The organism is Cellulomonas sp. NPDC057328 (genome assembly GCF_042667215.1).
In the GTDB taxonomy this organism is placed as follows: Bacteria; Actinomycetota; Actinomycetes; order Actinomycetales; family Cellulomonadaceae; genus Cellulomonas.
In genome coordinates this window covers 17724-34101 of record NZ_JBHUZW010000034.1, presented here as the reverse complement: position 1 = coordinate 34101, position 16378 = coordinate 17724, and the positions used below count along the sequence as shown (strand labels likewise).

13 protein-coding genes are annotated in these 16378 nt (G+C 76.9%); 6 read left to right on the top strand and 7 right to left on the bottom strand.

The features are described 5' to 3' along the window. The first annotated feature begins 63 nt into the window (after window positions 1-63). Window positions 64-966, top strand: a complete 903-nt coding sequence (locus ACFUMH_RS08580; RefSeq protein ID WP_378203379.1) for a TIGR01777 family oxidoreductase — start codon at window positions 64-66, stop codon at window positions 964-966. Here ACFUMH_RS08580 and ACFUMH_RS08575 read toward each other — a convergent pair. Genes ACFUMH_RS08575 through ACFUMH_RS08565 form a run of 3 tightly spaced genes read right to left on the bottom strand, consistent with a single transcriptional unit; the run spans window position 938 to window position 5758 of the window. Continuing rightward, a complete protein-coding gene (locus tag ACFUMH_RS08575) occupies window positions 938-2350 on the bottom strand; it encodes a hypothetical protein (RefSeq protein WP_378203376.1) in 1413 nt (470 codons plus the stop codon). The genes ACFUMH_RS08580 and ACFUMH_RS08575 overlap by 29 nt on opposite strands. 54 nt (window positions 2351-2404) lie before the next feature. Further along, complete coding sequence (locus ACFUMH_RS08570) at window positions 2405-3457, bottom strand: Gfo/Idh/MocA family oxidoreductase (RefSeq protein WP_378203372.1); 1053 nt, start codon at window positions 3455-3457, stop codon at window positions 2405-2407. Window positions 3458-3481: 24 nt separating this feature from the next. Further along, on the bottom strand, window positions 3482-5758 hold the full coding sequence (locus ACFUMH_RS08565; RefSeq protein ID WP_378203369.1) for an MMPL family transporter: 2277 nt from the start codon (window positions 5756-5758) through the stop codon (window positions 3482-3484). 54 nt (window positions 5759-5812) lie between these two features. Between ACFUMH_RS08565 and ACFUMH_RS08560 the strand changes: the two genes are divergently transcribed. Next, a complete protein-coding gene (locus ACFUMH_RS08560) occupies window positions 5813-6340 on the top strand; it encodes a MarR family winged helix-turn-helix transcriptional regulator (RefSeq protein WP_378203366.1) in 528 nt (175 codons plus the stop codon). A 5-nt stretch (window positions 6341-6345) separates the two neighbouring features. Then, window positions 6346-7041, top strand: coding sequence for a lipoyl(octanoyl) transferase LipB (gene lipB, locus ACFUMH_RS08555; protein WP_378203363.1), 696 nt, complete (start codon window positions 6346-6348; stop codon window positions 7039-7041). Here lipB and ACFUMH_RS08550 read toward each other — a convergent pair. Then, window positions 7038-7547: a flavodoxin domain-containing protein gene (locus ACFUMH_RS08550; RefSeq protein ID WP_378203361.1), complete on the bottom strand. Its 510-nt coding sequence runs from the start codon at window positions 7545-7547 to the stop codon at window positions 7038-7040. The two genes, lipB and ACFUMH_RS08550, sit on opposite strands and share 4 nt — an antisense overlap. 196 nt (window positions 7548-7743) lie before the next feature. On the opposite strand from ACFUMH_RS08550, the gene lipA reads away from it, so the two are divergent. Beyond that, a complete protein-coding gene (gene lipA / locus ACFUMH_RS08545) occupies window positions 7744-8760 on the top strand; it encodes a lipoyl synthase (protein WP_378203359.1) in 1017 nt (338 codons plus the stop codon). Between the two features lie 82 nt (window positions 8761-8842). Continuing rightward, entirely contained in the window at window positions 8843-9577 is a 735-nt protein-coding gene (locus tag ACFUMH_RS08540; RefSeq protein ID WP_378203356.1) for a DUF4191 domain-containing protein, read from the top strand. Window positions 9578-9625: 48 nt separating this feature from the next. On the opposite strand, the gene ACFUMH_RS08535 is transcribed toward ACFUMH_RS08540, so the two are convergent. After that, entirely contained in the window at window positions 9626-10120 is a 495-nt protein-coding gene (locus ACFUMH_RS08535; RefSeq protein WP_378203353.1) for an RDD family protein, read from the bottom strand. Window positions 10121-10299: 179 nt separating this feature from the next. Between ACFUMH_RS08535 and glnA the strand changes: the two genes are divergently transcribed. After that, window positions 10300-11724 (top strand): type I glutamate--ammonia ligase, encoded by a 1425-nt coding sequence (gene glnA / locus ACFUMH_RS08530; RefSeq protein WP_378203350.1) that lies wholly within the window; start codon window positions 10300-10302, stop codon window positions 11722-11724. Between the two features lie 267 nt (window positions 11725-11991). On the opposite strand, the gene ACFUMH_RS08525 is transcribed toward glnA, so the two are convergent. Together ACFUMH_RS08525 and ACFUMH_RS08520 are read right to left on the bottom strand one after the other, a co-directional pair. Continuing rightward, the gene (locus ACFUMH_RS08525; protein ID WP_378203347.1) at window positions 11992-13230 is read right to left on the bottom strand and encodes a cytochrome P450; all 1239 of its coding nucleotides are present in this window, start codon (window positions 13228-13230) and stop codon (window positions 11992-11994) included. Window positions 13231-13324: 94 nt separating this feature from the next. Next, on the bottom strand, window positions 13325-16375 hold the full coding sequence (locus ACFUMH_RS08520; protein ID WP_378203345.1) for a bifunctional [glutamine synthetase] adenylyltransferase/[glutamine synthetase]-adenylyl-L-tyrosine phosphorylase: 3051 nt from the start codon (window positions 16373-16375) through the stop codon (window positions 13325-13327). Window positions 16376-16378: the final 3 nt, after the last annotated feature.

The window sequence follows — 16378 nt, the reverse complement described above, 5'->3', positions numbered from 1 at the left end:
CAGCCGCGCGCCCCACGGGGTGCGCGGCCCGCGCCGTGCCGCGAGAGTGTGCCCGTGAGCGGCATGCGCGTGGTGGTGGCCGGGGCGTCCGGGCTGATCGGGACGGCGCTCGTGCGCCACCTCGCCGACGCGGGGCACGACGTGCGCCGGCTCGTGCGCCGTGCACCACGGGGTGGCGCCGAGATCGGCTGGGACCCCGTCGCCGGGACGATCGACAGCGACGCGCTCGCGACCGCCGACGCCGTCGTCGACCTCGCCGGGGTGAACGTCGGCAGCCGACCGCTCACCGCGGCGCGCAAGCGCGAGGTCGTCGCCTCCCGGGTGCAGACGGCAGGGCTGCTGGCGCGCACGATGGCCGCCCGGGACGACGGGCCGCGCGTGCTGCTGCAGGCGTCGGGGATCGGGGCCTACGGCGACCGCGGCGACGCGCTGCTCACCGAGGACGAGCCGCTGGGGCGCACGTTCTTCGCGGACGTGGTGCGCCGGTGGGAGGACGCGACGGCACCCGCGAGCGAGGCCGGCGTCCGGGTCGCGCACCTGCGCACGGGCATCGTCCTGAGCCCCCACGGCGGGGCGCTCGGCCGGCTGCTGCTCCCGCTGCGGGCCGGCGTGGCGACGCGGCTCGGTGACGGGCGGCAGTACTGGAGCTGGATCACGCTGCCGGACGAGGTCGCGGCCATCACGCACCTGCTGACGGCGCCGGTGCACGGACCGGCGAACCTCGTGACGCGTGCGGACCGGCACGCGGTGCTGCTGGACGCGCTGCGGCGCGCGTTCGGCGGGCGCGTGACGGTGCCCGTGCCGGCGGCGGCGCTGCGCGTCGGGCTCGGCGACTTCTCCTCCGAGGTGCTGGGGTCGATCCGCGCCGACCCGCGGGCCCTGCGCGAGTCGGGTTTCGTCCCGCAGCACGCCACACCGGACGAGGCGGCCCGCTGGGTCAGGACGGCGCGCCCGCCGGCTGCCTGACGTCCCACACCCGCCACCCGTCCGCGGTCCGGCGCAGCACGAGCTCGACCGTGCGGGGCGGCGTCGCCGGCACGGTGGACCGCTCCCCCGCCGAGGTCACGCGCGCGTGCTCCCCGACGGACGACGTCACCGCCACGACGGCGTCCCCGTCGGCGGTGCGGCCGACGTCGACGACCTCGTCGACCGTGGTCGTGAGGCCCTCGCTGCGGGCACCCGCCAGGCCGTCGAGGAGCGCGACGTCCCGGGCGAGCGAGGGCGCACCGGGCGCGTGCACCTGCGCCAGCGCGTCGGCGGACGCGGCGGCCAGCGCGTCGCCGCGCCGGCGCGTCAGCTCGGCGGCGGCCGTGACGGGACCGTCCGCCGCCGCGTCGCCGGCGGGCGCGTCCGCGGACGCACCGCCCGAGGCGCGCGGGCCCGGCGCGTCCGACCCCGTCCCCGCGGTCGGCGCCGCGGACGGCGCGGCCTGCCCGGCCTCCCCGCGCCCCGCGACCACGGCGGCGCCGGCCACCGCGACGACCGCCAGCACGCACGCCGCCGCCGCCCCGACGAGCACGTGCCGCACGACGCGGCCGTGCCGCGGACGGGCCCGCCGCCGCTCCGCCACCGGCCGCGCGTCGGCGCGCGGCAGCGGCCGACCGGCGTCCATGGCCACCTGTGCACCGGCGAGCGCGTCCGCGTCGGGCATCAGCACGGGCACCGGCTCGGCGGCCGCGAACGCCGCCTCGACGACGTCGTCCGCCGTCGGGGCGGCGCGCCGCGCCACGGCCTCCAGCGCGTCGCGCAGGCGTGCGAGCTCGGGCAGCCCGGCGGCGAGCTCCGCCTCGAGCGGCGGGAGGACGCCGAGCACGGTGGCGATCAGCCGGCGCACGTCGCCGTCGGGCGTGCCGGTGCCCGCGAGCACGCCGCGCACGTCGACGACCACGGGGAACCCGTCGGGCCGCAGCACGACACGGTCGGCGGCGACCGCCGCGTGCGCGAGCCCGGCGGCGTGCAGCGCGGCGAGGGCCTGCGCGACCGGCACGGCCACCGTGACGGCCTCGGCGTCGCTCAGCGGCGGGCGCGTGGCACGCACGGCGGCGAGGGTCGGGCCGGGCACGTGGGCGGCGAGCACGGCGACGCGTCCGGCGTCCAGCGGGACGACCTCCCGCACGGCCGCGAGGTGGGGGTGCTCGACGCGCGCCAGGGCGTCCGCGAGCGCGCGCAGCCGGTCGTCGGTGGGCACGCGCACGACCTGCACCTCGAGCCACGGCGCGTCCGGGTCGTCGACGGGGCGCGAGACCCACCAGGCGCCGTCGGTGCCGACGGCCGCGGCGACCCGGTGGCCGCGCTCGGCGAGCAGTCGGGTGACGTCGTCGGGGACGAGGGCCGGGTGCACGGGCGCCATCCAAGCGGCACCGGCGCGACCGCGTCGGCGGCCGTCCACAGGGGGCGCCCGTGGTCAGGCGGGGTCGAGCACGACCGGCACACCGTCCGCCGCCGAGCGCACGGCCGCGTCGAGGACGCGGGCGGTGCGGACGGCGTCCCACGGGTCGACCGGTACGGGCCCCTGCCCGCGCAGCCAGCGCTCGACGGCGCGGTAGACGTCGGCGTGCCCGCCCGGTGCGCGCGGCACGGGCGTGCGCTCGGCGCCGCGCACGAGCCAGCCCTCGTGCGGCGGCTCGCCCGCCGCACGGCCGGCGTCCTGGGTGTCGTCGAGCACCGCGAACGGCGTGGGCTCGCCCTCGAAGCTCGTCACCAGGTACGCGCCGCGCTCGCCGAGGACGCGCGTGCGCGGGCCGGGCGCGCCGACGAGGCCGCCGGCCTGCAGGTGCGACACGACGGCGAGCCCGTCCGGGCCGGGGGCGTGCTCGACGGCCAGGAAGACGTCGTCGACGGCCGGCGTGGTGAGCGCGCGCAGCTCCGCGTGGACCCGGCGCACGGGGCCGAAGAGCTGCACCGCCGAGTCGACGAGGTGCGCCCCGAGGTCGAGCAGCAGCCCGCCCGCCGCGGTGTCCTGCTCCTTCCACCGGTGCGCGGGCTCGGGCCGGTACCTCTCCCAGCGCCGCTCGAACCGGTGCACACGCCCGAGCGCGCCGGCCTCGAGCAGCGCGCGCACGGTGAGCTGCTCGGGGTCCCACCGGCGGTTCTGGAAGACGGTGAGCCGGCCCGCGCGCCGCTCCGCGAGCTCGACGAGCGCGGTCGCGTCCGCCGTCGTCGTGGCGAGCGGCTTGTCGACCAGCACGGGCACGTCCGCCTCGAGCGCGGCGCGCGTGTGCGCGACGTGGTCACCCGTCGGGCTCGCGACGACGACGAGGTCGAGCGCGTCCGCGTCGTCGAGCAGCGCCGCGACGTCCGGCACGACGCGCGCGTCCGGCCAGTCGGCGCGCACGTCGTCGCCGCGGGCGCGGGTGACCGCCGCGACGACGCGGTGGCCCGTCTCGCGCAGGAGCCGGGCGTGGATGCCACGCCCGGCCCCGCCGTAGCCGACCAGTCCGACGCGCAACGGCTCCATGCGCGCCACTCTAGGCGGCGGGCCTCACCGCGTGCCGCCCGCCGCGACCTCCCCGGTGTCCCCCACGGCGGCGTGCGCGCCGTGCTCCGGGCGGCGCGAGAGGGCGCTCGGCCACCACGTGCGCGGGCCGATGTCGTGCACGAGACCCGGCACGAGCAGGCTCCGGACGACGAAGGTGTCGACCAGCACGCCGAGCGCCACGATGAACGCGATCTGCGCGAGGAACAGCAGCGGGATCACGGCGAGCGCGGCGAACGTCGTCGCGAGCACGAGACCCGCCGACGTGATGACGCCGCCCGTCACCGCGAGGCCGCGCACGATGCCCGCGCGCGTGCCGTGCGCGAGCGACTCCTCCCGCACGCGGGTCATGAGGAAGATCGTGTAGTCCACGCCGAGGGCGACGAGGAACACGAACCCGTAGAGCGGCACCGTGGGATCGGCGTCGGGCAGGTCGAGCACGTCGAACACGATGGCGGCGACGCCGAGGGCCGCCGCGAACGACAGCACGTTGGCCGCCATGAGCAGCAGCCCGGCCGCGACCGACCGCAGCAGCACGACGAGGATGAGCAGGATCACGCCGAGGACGACGGGGACGATGACGCGCAGGTCCCGCTCGCCGGCGAGCTGCGTGTCGAGGGTCTCGGCGGCGGCGCCCCCGACGAGCGCCTGCGGGGCGACGTCGTGCACGGCGGTACGCAGGTCGGCGACGACGTCGACGGCCTCCTGGCTGTCGGACGGCGCCTCGGTGACGACGTCCACCCGGGCCCGTCCGTCGACGACCACGGGCGGTGCCTCGCCGGCCGGGGCACCCGCCGGGGCGCCGGTGTACGGCGCGGCGGACGCGACCCCGGGCACGTCCTGCGCCGCCGCGACGACGGCGTCCACGTCGGCCTCGTCGACGACGACCGTCGCGGGCTGCACGGCGCCGGCCGGGAAGTGGTCCGCCAGCACCTCCTCGCCGGCGACGGAGTCGACGGGCGTGAGGAACACGTCGGTCTGGCTGGTGCCGCCGGCGCGCAGGGTGGGCAGGAACGCGGCGAGCACGAGCAGGCCGACGCCGGTGGTGACCCACACCGGGCGGGCGTGGCGCCCGACCCAGCGTGCCCAGCGCGTCCACAGGCCGGCGGCGTCGAGCACGTCGTCGGCCGGTGCGGCGTGCGCGCCGTGCGTCGTCGGTGCCGGGGTGGCCGTCCCGTACCGCGGCACGCGCGGCCAGAACAGCACGCGGGAGCGGCGGCCGGCGACGAGGAGCAGCGCGGGCAGCAGGGTCAGCGCGGACAGGACGGCGGCGCCGATGCCGATCGCCGCGACGGGGCCGAGGCTCCGGTTGGACCCGAGCTGTGAGAGCAGCAGGCACAGCACGCCGGCGACGACGGTGCCGGCGCTGGCGAGGATCGGCTCGAGCGAGCGTCGCCACGCGCGGCGCAGCGCGTCCGCCGGGTGCTCGTGGCGGCCCAGCTCCTCGCGGTGGCGGGCGACGAGCAGGAGGGCGTAGTCGACGCTCGCGCCGACGACGAGGATCGACAGGATCCCCTGCGACTGCCCGTTGAGGACCAGGACGTCGTTCGCGGCGAGCTGGTAGACCACCAGTCCCGCGAGCGCGAGCGCGAGCACGGCGGTGACGATGACGACGAGGGGCAGGAACGGCGAGCGGTAGACGACGACGAGGATGAGCAGGACGGCGCCGAGGGCGACGAGCAGCAGCAGCCCGTCGATGCCGGCGAACGCCGCGCCGAGGTCGGTGACGAAGCCGGCGGGCCCGGTGACCCAGGCGTTCAGGCCGAGGTCCCCGGCGGTGCCGGCGGTGGCGCCGAGGTCCTCGGCGAGGAGGTCGCGCAGGTCCTCGACGAGCAGGGTGCTGAGGCGCTCCTCGCCGACGCGCTGCTCGGCGGCGTCCGCGTCGAGGGGCACGGCGAGCAGGACGGCCTCGCCGTCCTCGGCCGGGACGGGCACGACGTCGCCGGTCAGCCGGTCGCCCCACGTGCCGTCACCGCCGGGGACGGGACGGTCGGCGACGGCGGCGGCGGCGTCCCGGGCGGCGTCCAGCTGATCGGGTGTCACCTGCCCGCCGTCGGCGGGGGCGAGCACGACGAGCGCGGGTAGGGTCTGCGTGTCGACCAGGTCCCGCGAGGCCTCCGCGGCTCGTGTGGACTCGGACGACGACGGCAGGAACGCCGCCGCGTCGTTCGTCTGCACCTGTGCCAGCCTGCCCTGGGCCATCCCGCCCACGCCGCCGACGGCCAGCCAGACGAGCAGCGCGACGGCCACCGCCAGGGTGCGCACCCACGATTTCCTCAGCATGCTGAGCATCATGGGTCCCGGAGCGTGCCCGGGCAAGCGGAGAGGCGGGGCACGGTGACGGACGTCACGCAGCAGGACCTGGTGGACGACCACTGGCCGGTCGGCCGGCTGCTCTCCGCGGCCGCACGCCGCATCGAGCGCGAGTGGAACGCCCACCTCGCCGCCTGGGACCTCAACCACGCCAGCCACCCGGTGCTCGTGCACCTCGCCGCCGGCCCCATGTCGCAGCGGGGGCTCGCCGAGGCGTGCGGCGTCACCGAGCAGACGATGAGCCGCGTGCTCGCCCGCCTGGAGCGCACGGGCTACGTGAGCCGCCGCCCCGACCCGGCCGACCGCCGTCGCCACGTCATCGCGATCACCGACGCCGGCACCCAGGCCTTCGTCGCGTCGGCCGACCCCCGCCCCGCGCAGGACCGCGTCCTCGCCGCGCTCGACGCGCGGCAGCGCGAGGAGCTGCGCGCCCTGCTCCTGCTGGTGGTGCAGCCCGAGGACTCCGGCGCGGGGTCGCGTCCCGGCGGGCGCCCGGGCGTCGCGGCGGCCGACCCGGCCGCCGAGGAGCCGCCGCGCGCGGGCGTAGCCTGACGGGCATGCGCGTCGACCTGCTCGAGCTCGGCACCTGCCTCCAGCCGTACGAGCCGACGTGGGCCCTGCAGCGCGAGGTCCACGCGGCCGTCGAGGCCGGGACCCGCGAGGACACCGTCCTGCTGCTCGAGCACGAGCCCGTCTACACGGCCGGCAAGCGCACGGCCCGGAGCGACCGCCCCACCGACGGCACCCCCGTGGTGGACGTCGACCGCGGCGGGCGGATCACGTGGCACGGCCCCGGACAGCTCGTCGGCTACCCGATCGTCCGGCTCGCCGAGCCCGTCGACGTCGTGCGCTACGTGCGCGCCCTCGAGGAGGCACTCATCCGCACGTGCGCCGACGTCGGCGTCGCGACCGAGCGGGTGGAGGGACGCAGCGGCGTGTGGCTGCCGGCCGACGACCCGGCGACCACGCCCGTGCCCCGGCGGGCCCGCAAGGTCGCCGCGATCGGCGCGCGCGTGGCCCGCGGCGTGACGATGCACGGGTTCGCGCTCAACTGCTGCCCCGACCTCGGCTGGTACGGACGCATCGTGCCCTGCGGCATCGACGACGCCGACGTGACGTCGCTGTCCGCCGAGGCGGGCCGCACCGTGACGGTCGCCGAGGTGGTCCCGCTCGTCGAGCGGCACCTCGCCGACGCGCTCGGGGGGCTCCTCGCCGCCGGCTCCACGGCCACCGCCGCGCGCGCCGGCGCCTAGCGCACGCCGACCGCGCGCCCACCCCGCAGCCCGGCGCCGACGTCCCGCGCCCACGCGCGCACGGCGTCCATGTCGCGGTAGTCCCCCGGCTCGGCGCGCGTGAGCGCGACGAGCGCCCGCTCGGACAGGTCCAGCCCGCGCCGCTCGAGGCGCCCCGGGAAGACGGCGACGCCCCGGGCACCCACCGCCCGCGCCACCTCCGTGACGTCGTCGGGGACCGTCGCCGGCACCGGCGGGTCCCCCAGCGGCCCGGACCAGAACAGCCAGACCGGGCGCGCGCGCAGCTGACCGCCCTGCCGGTCGACCAGGGCGCGCAGGCCGAGCGCGAGGCGGCCGACGTACACGGCCGACCCGAGCACGACGGCGTCGTACCCGTCGACGCGCTCGACGTCCTCCGGCTCGACCTCCACCGCCTCGTGGCCCGCGTCGCGCAGCTCCTGCGCCACGACGGCGCCCATCTCCCGCGTCGCACCGTGCCGCGACGCCACGCTCACCAGCACCCGCACGTCATCACCTCCCCTGGACCCACCGGCACGGGCGCCCCGTCGCACCCGGACCGGCTCCCCTCCAGGGTCTGCCGCCCACGGCACCCCCACCCGGGACGGAGGTCCCCCGTCGGGCGCCGGCGCCGGGTCGTGCGGCGAGGCCCCCGTCACACCGCGCACCGGCGGTGAACGGCCGGGTGCGGGTTAGTCTGACCACGTGACGATCGCCCCCGAGGGACGCCGGATGCTCCGGGTGGAGGCACGCAACGCCGCCACCCCGATCGAGAAGAAGCCCGAGTGGATCCGCACGCGCGCGACGACGGGCCCCGAGTACAGCGAGCTCAAGGGCCTCGTGCGCAAGGAGGGTCTGCACACGGTCTGCGAGGAGGCGGGCTGCCCCAACATCTTCGAGTGCTGGGAGGACCGCGAGGCCACGTTCCTCATCGGCGGCGACCAGTGCACGCGCCGGTGCGACTTCTGCCAGATCGACACGGGCAAGCCGGCCGACTTCGACGCCGACGAGCCCCGCCGCGTGGCCGAGTCGGTGCGGGCGATGGGTCTGAAGTACTCGACGGTGACGGGTGTCGCCCGCGACGACCTGCCCGACGGCGGCGCCTGGCTCTACGCGGAGACCGTCCGCCAGATCCACGCGCTCAACCCCGGCACGGGCGTCGAGCTGCTCATCCCCGACTTCAACGCGATCCCCGAGCTGCTGGACGTCGTCAACGAGTCCCGGCCCGAGGTGCTCGCGCACAACCTCGAGACCGTGCCGCGGATCTTCAAGCAGATCCGCCCGGGCTTCCGCTACGAGCGCTCGCTGTCGGTGCTGACGCGCGCACGCTCCGCGGGCCTGGTCACCAAGTCGAACCTCATCCTCGGCATGGGCGAGACGACGCAGGAGGCGGCCGACGCGCTGCGCGACCTGCACGAGGCCGGCTGCGACCTGGTCACCATCACGCAGTACCTGCGTCCGTCGGTGCGCCACCACCCGGTCGACCGCTGGGTGCGGCCCGAGGAGTTCGTCGAGCTGTCGCAGGAGGCGGAGCGCCTCGGCTTCCTCGGCGTCATGTCCGGGCCGCTGGTGCGGTCGTCGTACCGGGCCGGGCGCCTGTGGGGCCAGGCCATGCGTCGGCGCGGGCTCCCCATCCCCGACGCGCTCGCGCACCTCGGCGAGCCGACGACGTCGCGCCAGGAGGCCTCGGCGCTGCTGGCGCGCACGCCCACCGCGCGCTGACCGCCGGGCACCGGCCGCCGGGCACCGACCGCGCCCCGCGCGCGGTCGGTGCGCGACCCGTCCGCCGGTAGACTGCCGACCCATGGCACGCGAGCGCTCCACGACCCCGCAGGGCTCCTCCGCCGGCGCGGGGACGGGCAAGGTCAAGAAGACCCGCTGGTACCACCAGGTGTGGCAGGCGTACCAGATGACCCGCCGGCAGGACCCGGCGGTGACCTGGATCCTGCTGGCCGTCTTCGTCGGCATCATCGCCCTCGGCCTGGTCATCGGCCTGCTGACGAGCAGCGTCGTCTACGTGCTCCTGCTGAGCATCCCGTTCGCGATCCTCGGCGCGATGTTCGTGCTCGCCCGCCGCGCCGAGACGGCCGCCTACACGCAGATCGAGGGCCGCCCCGGCGCCTCGCTCGCCGCGCTCGGCACGCTGCGCCGGGGCTGGACGTTCGGCGACGAGCCGGTCGCGGTCGACCCCCGCACGCAGGACATGGTGTTCCGCGGCGTCGGCCGCCCGGGCGTCGTGCTCGTCGGCGAGGGCCCCGCGCACCGCATCGGCAAGCTGCTCGAGTCGGAGCGCAAGCGCACCGCCCGCGTGGTCTCCGGCGCCCCGGTGCACGTCATCCAGTGCGGCGACGGCGAGGGCCAGGTGCCCCTGCGCAAGCTCCCCCGCGCGGTGACGAAGCTCAAGCCGCAGCTGACCAAGCAGGAGGTGGCGGAGGTCCTGCGCCGGCTCACCGCGCTCGGTGCCGTCCGCCTGCCGGTGCCGAAGGGCATCGACCCGACGCGTGCGCGCCCCGACCGCAAGGGCATGCGCGGCCGCTGACGCCCGCCCGACCCCGCCGCGGCGCGTCCGGACGTCGTCGCGGACGCGTCACCGGCGGACGAGCGCCGTGCCCGCCGCCCGGTCGTGCAGACCGCGCCCGTCGGCGTCCCACACGACCGCGGGGATCACGAGGCACAGCAGCACCGCGCGCACCAGGCCGCGCAGCAGTCCCGGCACGCCCGCCGCGACCGCGCCGCCGCCGCGCGCGGTGCCGGCCACCGGCGTCACCCGCATCCCGAGCAGCCGGTGCCCGAGCGTGTGGCCGAGCGTGCCGACCAGCACGGCGTTCTCGACCGCGAACACGCCGAGCGTCGCGAGCTCGTGACCGCGCACGAGGAACAGCCCGTCGGCGGTCACCGGGAACAGCACCGCGGACACGGCGAGGCACGCGAGCCAGTCGACGGCCAGGGCGGCGAGCCGGCGCGGCAGCCGTGCGAGCGAGCCGCGGCCCTCGGCCGGGAGGCCGAGCGGGCTCCCCTCGCGGTCGCCGCCCCCGCCGGGGCCGCCCTCGAGCCAGGAGCCCATGGAGTCGCGCGTCGCCATGCCGCCCAGCCTACGGTCGGTCCACGCCTCGGACGCTCGACCAGGAGTTCGAGCGATCGTTACACGCGCAGGCCCTCCGTAACCTCGCGGAAACAACCGCGGCACGGGCGGGAAACCCCGGGTGCCTAGCCTCGGGGACGCCCGGGGCAGCCGGGCACCCCCCACCCGAGGAGCAGCGGATGTTCACCAAGCCGGAGGAAGTCCTGGCGTTCATCAAGAACGAGGACGTCAAGTTCGTCGACGTGCGGTTCTGCGACCTGCCCGGCGTGATGCAGCACTTCAACGTGCCGGCCGCCTCGCTCGACGCCGACTTCTTCACCGACGGCCAGATGTTCGACGGCTCGTCGATCCGCGGCTTCCAGGCCATCCACGAGTCGGACATGAAGCTCATGCCGGACGTGACGACGGCCTACGTCGACCCGTTCCGCACGGAGAAGACGCTCAACATCAACTTCCACATCGTCGACCCGTACACCGACGAGCCCTACAGCCGCGACCCGCGCCAGGTCGCCGCCAAGGCGGAGGCGTACCTCAAGTCGACCGGCATCGCGGACACCGCGTTCTTCGCGCCCGAGGCCGAGTTCTACATCTTCGACGACGTCCGCTTCGAGACGAAGCAGAACGCGTCGTACTACCACATCGACTCCATCGAGGCCGCCTGGAACACGGGCCGCGTCGAGGAGGGTGGCAACCTCGGCCACAAGACGCCCTACAAGGGCGGCTACTTCCCCGTCCCGCCGGTCGACCACTTCGCCGACCTGCGCGACCAGATCTCGCTGCAGCTCGACGCCCTCGGCCTGCAGGTCGAGCGCGCGCACCACGAGGTCGGCACGGCCGGCCAGGCGGAGATCAACTACCGCTTCGACACGCTGGCCAAGTCGGCCGACAAGGTGCAGCTGTTCAAGTACGTCGTGAAGAACGTCGCGCACGAGAACGGCCGCACGGCGACCTTCATGCCGAAGCCGCTCTTCGGCGACAACGGCTCGGGCATGCACGTGCACCAGTCCCTGTGGAAGGACGGCGAGCCGCTGTTCTTCGACGAGAAGGGCTACGGCGGCCTGTCCGACATCGCCCGCTGGTACATCGGCGGCCTGCTCAAGCACGCGCCGTCGCTGCTCGCGTTCACGAACCCGACGGTGAACTCCTACCACCGCCTGGTCCCCGGCTTCGAGGCGCCGGTCAACCTCGTGTACTCGGCGCGCAACCGCTCCGCGTGCATCCGCATCCCGGTGACCGGCTCGAACCCGAAGGCCAAGCGCGTCGAGTTCCGCGTGCCGGACCCGTCGTCGAACCCGTACCTCGCGTTCGCGGCGATGCTCATGGCCGGCCTCGACGGCATCCAGAACCGCATCGAGCCGCCGGAGCCGGTCGACAAGGACCTGTACGAGCTGCCCCCCGAGGAGCACGCCCTCATCCAGCAGGTCCCCGGCACCCTCGCCGAGGTCCTCGACAACCTCGAGGCCGACCACGACTGGCTCACGGCGGGCAACGTCTTCACGCCCGACCTCATCCAGACGTGGATCGACTACAAGCGCTCCGCCGAGGTGGACCCGATCCGTCTGCGGCCGCACCCGCACGAGTTCGAGCTCTACTTCGACGTGTGATCGTCCGCGGTCCCTGGCTGCTCCCAGGGGCCGCGGGCTCAGCAGGAACCGGCACCCCCGTCGCCCTCGTGGCGGCGGGGGTGTCGTCGTCCGCGGCAGCGGCCCCCGGTGGCGACGCGCGGGTGCGCTCGCCGCGGCCGCCACCGGCGGCCGACCCGACGGGAGGGAACGGCATGGAGCAGGTCGAGGCGATCGTGCCCGGTGCGGTGGGACGCGTTCCGCGCCGCCGCGCGCCCGCGCGCCTGAGCCGGCGCGGTCGGCGGTCGCTCAGCCGTCGCGGCGCGGCAGCCGCCGGACCCGCAGCGCCGACAGGTCGTAGCCCTGCGTGACCTCGCTCCAGCGCACCCGCGGCGGGCCGGCCGCCGCGAGGTCGTGCCGCAGCAGCGTCGACAGGAAGATCTCGGCCTCCATGACCGCCATCGGCGCGCCCGGGCACTTGTGGTGCCCGTCGCCGAAGGCGAGCAGCGCGGGCGGCACCGAGCGCGGCAGGGAGCGGCCCGGGCACAGCCCCAGCGGCTCCTTCCCCACGGTGCGGGCGTCGGCGTTGGCGGCGCGGACGTCGATGTCGACGACGGTCCCCGCCGGCACCTCCACCGCACCGTCCGGCCCGTCCAGCGTGAGCGGCTCGACCGTCCGGCGCAGGAGGTGGCCGACGACCGGCTCGACCCGCAGCACCTCCTCCACGAGGGCGAGCCGCTCCGCCCGGTCGCCCGCGCGGTATCGCGCGAGCAGGGCGTCGTCGTCGAGCAGGTGCCACGTCGCGACCGTGATGAGCTCGCGCGTCGTCACCATGCCCGCGGCCGCGTACGTCACGCACTCGGTGAGGATGTCGACGTCGCTGAAGCCGTCGTCGAGCAGGCGGCTGATGAGGTCGTCACGCCGCCGGCGGCGCCGCGCGCGGATCGCGGGCTTCACGTCGAGCAGGTAGAACCGCAGCATCGCGGTGCCGCGCCGCGCCTCGCGCCACCGGCCGAGCGGCGAGCGCGCGTCGCGGTGCGGGGGCTCGAAGAAGGCGTCCAGCCGGCGGTGCATCCCGGGCGCCGCCGCGCGGTCGAGGCCGATGACGCGGGAGGCGACCTGCACGGCCATCTGCATCGACAGGCGCGACAGGTCCGTCCACCCGTCGGTGCGGACCTGCTCCACGAGCCGGTCGGCGGTCTCCTGCATCCAGTCCCGGTAGCCCTCCACGGTCCGCGGCGCGAAGAAGCGTGCCGCCGCGCGGCGCTGGGCGTGGTGCGCGTCGCCCTCCAGGTACAGCACGGGCGGACGGATCGAGGCGCCGGCGGTGCCGCCGTGGAAGCCGTCCGCGCCGAAGCCCGCCTGGCGCGTCGCCTCCGGGTGGCGCAGCACCGCGCGCGCGAGGTCGAACGACCGGACACGCAGCCGCGGCGCGGGCCCGGCGAGCGGCTCGACGTCGGGCGCGAGCGCGTCGTCCGGCTGCGTCAGCTTCCGCACGGGGCAGCCGCCCGTGCCCGTGCGCGTCTGCCCGTCCGCGATGGCCGTCACCCGGTCGAGCGTAGGTCGCGGCACCGTCGCCGGCCATCCGGGTGACGACGCCCGCTCCGCACCGCCGTCGCCGGCGGCGGGGCGACGCGGCGGCTCAGCCGTAGAAGACGCGCTCGACGACCGTGCGGGCGCGGCGGGCCGTGCGCAGGTAGTGCTCCTCGAGCAGGCTCCCGGACCCCGCGGGGTACCCGACGACGCGCGCGACGCCGGCGAGGGCCTGGCGGTCGTGCGGCAGCACGTCCGCGTGCGCGCCCTCCGCCCGGCCGGTCCAGAGCACGTTCGCGTCGCGCAGCCGGGACGCCAGCTCCCACGCCTCGCGCAGCTCGCGCGCGTCGTCCTCGTCGAGCAGCCCGGCGGCGGCCGCGGCCGCGAGCGCGGCGAGCGTCGACGTCGTGCGCAGGTCGGGCAGGGCGTGCGCGTGCTGGAGCTGCAGGAGCTGGGCCGTCCACTCGACGTCCGCGATCCCGCCGCGCCCGAGCTTGAGGTGCCGCGTCGGGTCGACGCCGCGCGGCAGCCGCTCGGCCTCGACGCGCGCCTTGATGCGCCGCACCTCGCGCACCACCGACGGGTCGAGCCCGCCCTCCGGGTAGCGCAGCGGGTCGACGAGCGCGACGAACCGCTCCCCCAGCGCGGCGTCCCCCGCGACGGGCCGTGCCCGCAGCAGCGCCTGGCTCTCCCACGGCGAGGACCAGCGGCCGTAGTACTCGACGTGCGCGTCGAACGACCGCGTCAGGGGCCCGTTGCGCCCCTCGGGGCGCAGGTCGGCGTCCACCGCGAGCGTCGGCTCCGGGCCGACCGCGCCGAGCAGCTGGCGCACGCGCGTCGCCGCCGACACGGCGAACTCCTGGGCCAGGCGCGGCTCGACGCCGGGCAGCGGGTCGTGCACGAAGAGCACGTCGGCGTCGGACGAGTAGCCCATCTCCCGTCCGCCGAGCCGTCCCATCGCGACGACGAGGAGCCGCGTCGGCGACGTGTCGAGGCCCCGCTCGGCGCGCGCCTCGGCCTCCGCGACGCGCAACGTCCCCGCGAGGACCGTGTCGGCCGCCGTCGTCAGGCTCTGCGACGCGCGGGTGCTCGTCACGACGCCGAGGACGTCCGCCGCGGCGGTGCGGGCCAGCTCGCGGCGGCGCAGCGCGCGCAGCGCGGTGACGGCGGGCACGGGCTCGTCGGCGCGGCGCAGCACCGCGTCCGCCTCGGCCTCGAGCCGCTCGGCCCTGCGCGGCTCCAGCTCGGCGTCGTCGGCCAGCCACGTCACGGAGCCGGGCGAGCGGCGCAGGGCGTCGGCGACGTACCGCGACGTCGAGAGCACGCGCGCGAGGCGCTGCGCGGCCGTGCCGGAGTCGCGCAGGAGCTTGAGGTACCAGTGCGTCGTGCCGAGCTGGTCGGACAGGCGCCGGAACGCGAGCAGGCCGCCGTCGGGGTCCGCGCCGTCGGCGAACCAGCCGAGCATCACCGGCAGCAGCTGCCGCTGGATCGACGCCCGCCGCGACACCCCGTCCGACAGCGCGGCGATGTGCCGCACGGCGCCCGCGGGGTCGCGGTAGCCGATCGCCGCCAGCCGCGCCCGCGCGGCCTCGGGCGCGAGCGACGCCTCCTCGGTGGACAGCCGCGCGGTGGCCGGCAGCAGCGGCCGGTAGAACAGCTCCTCGTGCAGGCGGCGGACCTCACGGCGCGTCTGGCGCCACCGCTCGAGGAGGCCCTCCGGCCCGTCCGCGCGCATGCCCATGGTCCGGGCGAGCCGGCGCAGGTCCGCGTCGGAGGTCGGCACGAGATGCGTGCGCTGCAGCCGGTGCAGCTGGATGCGGTGCTCCATCATCCGCATCCACCGGTAGCAGACCGCGAGCTGCGCGGCGTGGTCCCGCCCCACGTACCCGCCCGCCGCCAGCGCGGCCAGCGCGGTCAGCGTGTTGCCGCTGCGGATGTCGGCGTCCGCGCGGCCGTGGACCAGCTGCAGGAGCTGCACCGTGAACTCCACGTCGCGCAGCCCGCCGACGCCCAGCTTGAGCTGGCGGTCGGCCTCGGCCCGCGGCACGTGCTGCTCGACCCGCCGGCGCATCGCCTGCGAGTCCTCGACGAAGTTCTCGCGCGCCACCGCCTGCCACACGAGCGGGTTCGTCGCGTCGACGTACGCCTGCCCGAGCGCACGGTCCCCCGCGAGCGGGCGCGCCTTGAGGAGCGCCTGGAACTCCCACGTCTTCGCCCAGCGCTCGTAGTAGGCGCGGTGGCTGGCGAGCGTGCGGACGAGCGGCCCGTCCTTGCCCTCGGGGCGCAGCGCCGCGTCGACGGGCCACAGCGCGGGCTCGGTGCCGGACGGGCTCGCGCACGCGCGGGCCAGGCCGGCGGCGAGGCGGGCGCCCGCGACGAGCGCGGCGTCCTCGTCGGCGCCGTCGACCGGCTCGGCCACGTACACGACGTCCACGTCCGACACGTAGTTCAGCTCGCGCCCGCCGGCCTTGCCCATGCCGATCACGGCGAGCCGCACGTCGCGGCCGTGGTCCTCGAGCTCCGCGCGCGCGACCGCGAGGGCGGCCTCCAGCGCCGCACCGGCCAGGTCCGCGAGCGCCGCGGCGACCCCGGGGAGCCGGCTCAGCGGGTCCTCGGCGGTGAGGTCGGTCGCGGCGATCCGCAGCAGACGGGTGCGGTACGCGCGGCGCAGCGCGTCGGTCCCGTCGCCGCCGGCGAGCGCGGCGACCGGCACGTCCGCGTCGGGGTCCGCGCCGACGGCCACCAGCAGCTCGGCGCGCACCTCCGCGACCGGCACGGCCGTGCCCGGCGCGGGGTCCGCCACGACCCGCAGGTTCGCGGGGTGCGCGGCGAGCGTGTTGGCCAGCGCCGAGGACGCACCCGTCACCGCGAGCAGCCGCGCGCGGGCGGGGCCGTCCTCGGCCAGCACGTCGCGCAGGAGGGCCCGCAGCGCGGGGTCCCGCTGCACGGCGCCGGCGACCTTCGCGAGCGCGAGGAGCGTCTCGTCCGGGTCGCCGACGTCGCGCAGCGCGGGCACGAGCGTCTCCGCGGCGTCCGGTGCGACGTCGAGGAGCGCGGCGTCGGCGAGCAGGCGCTCCGCCCGCGGCGCGTCGGCCACGCCGGCGCGGGTGAGCCGGCCGGCCAGCGAGGCGCCGCGGCCCGTCGACGCGCTGCTCGTCATCGC

Bases quoted from the DNA above. Each gene is read 5' to 3' on its own strand.
- ACFUMH_RS08580 (WP_378203379.1), top strand. From the start codon at position 64: ATGCGCGTGGTGGTGGCCGGGGCGTCCGGGCTGATCGGGACGGCGCTC.
- ACFUMH_RS08575 (WP_378203376.1), bottom strand. From the start codon at position 2,350: ATGGCGCCCGTGCACCCGGCCCTCGTCCCCGACGACGTCACCCGACTG.
- ACFUMH_RS08570 (WP_378203372.1), bottom strand. From the start codon at position 3,457: ATGGAGCCGTTGCGCGTCGGACTGGTCGGCTACGGCGGGGCCGGGCGT.
- ACFUMH_RS08565 (WP_378203369.1), bottom strand. From the start codon at position 5,758: ATGCTGAGGAAATCGTGGGTGCGCACCCTGGCGGTGGCCGTCGCGCTG.
- lipB (WP_378203363.1), top strand. From the start codon at position 6,346: ATGCGCGTCGACCTGCTCGAGCTCGGCACCTGCCTCCAGCCGTACGAG.
- ACFUMH_RS08540 (WP_378203356.1), top strand. From the start codon at position 8,843: ATGGCACGCGAGCGCTCCACGACCCCGCAGGGCTCCTCCGCCGGCGCG.
- ACFUMH_RS08535 (WP_378203353.1), bottom strand. From the start codon at position 10,120: ATGGCGACGCGCGACTCCATGGGCTCCTGGCTCGAGGGCGGCCCCGGC.
- glnA (WP_378203350.1), top strand. From the start codon at position 10,300: ATGTTCACCAAGCCGGAGGAAGTCCTGGCGTTCATCAAGAACGAGGAC.
- ACFUMH_RS08520 (WP_378203345.1), bottom strand. From the start codon at position 16,375: ATGACGAGCAGCGCGTCGACGGGCCGCGGCGCCTCGCTGGCCGGCCGG.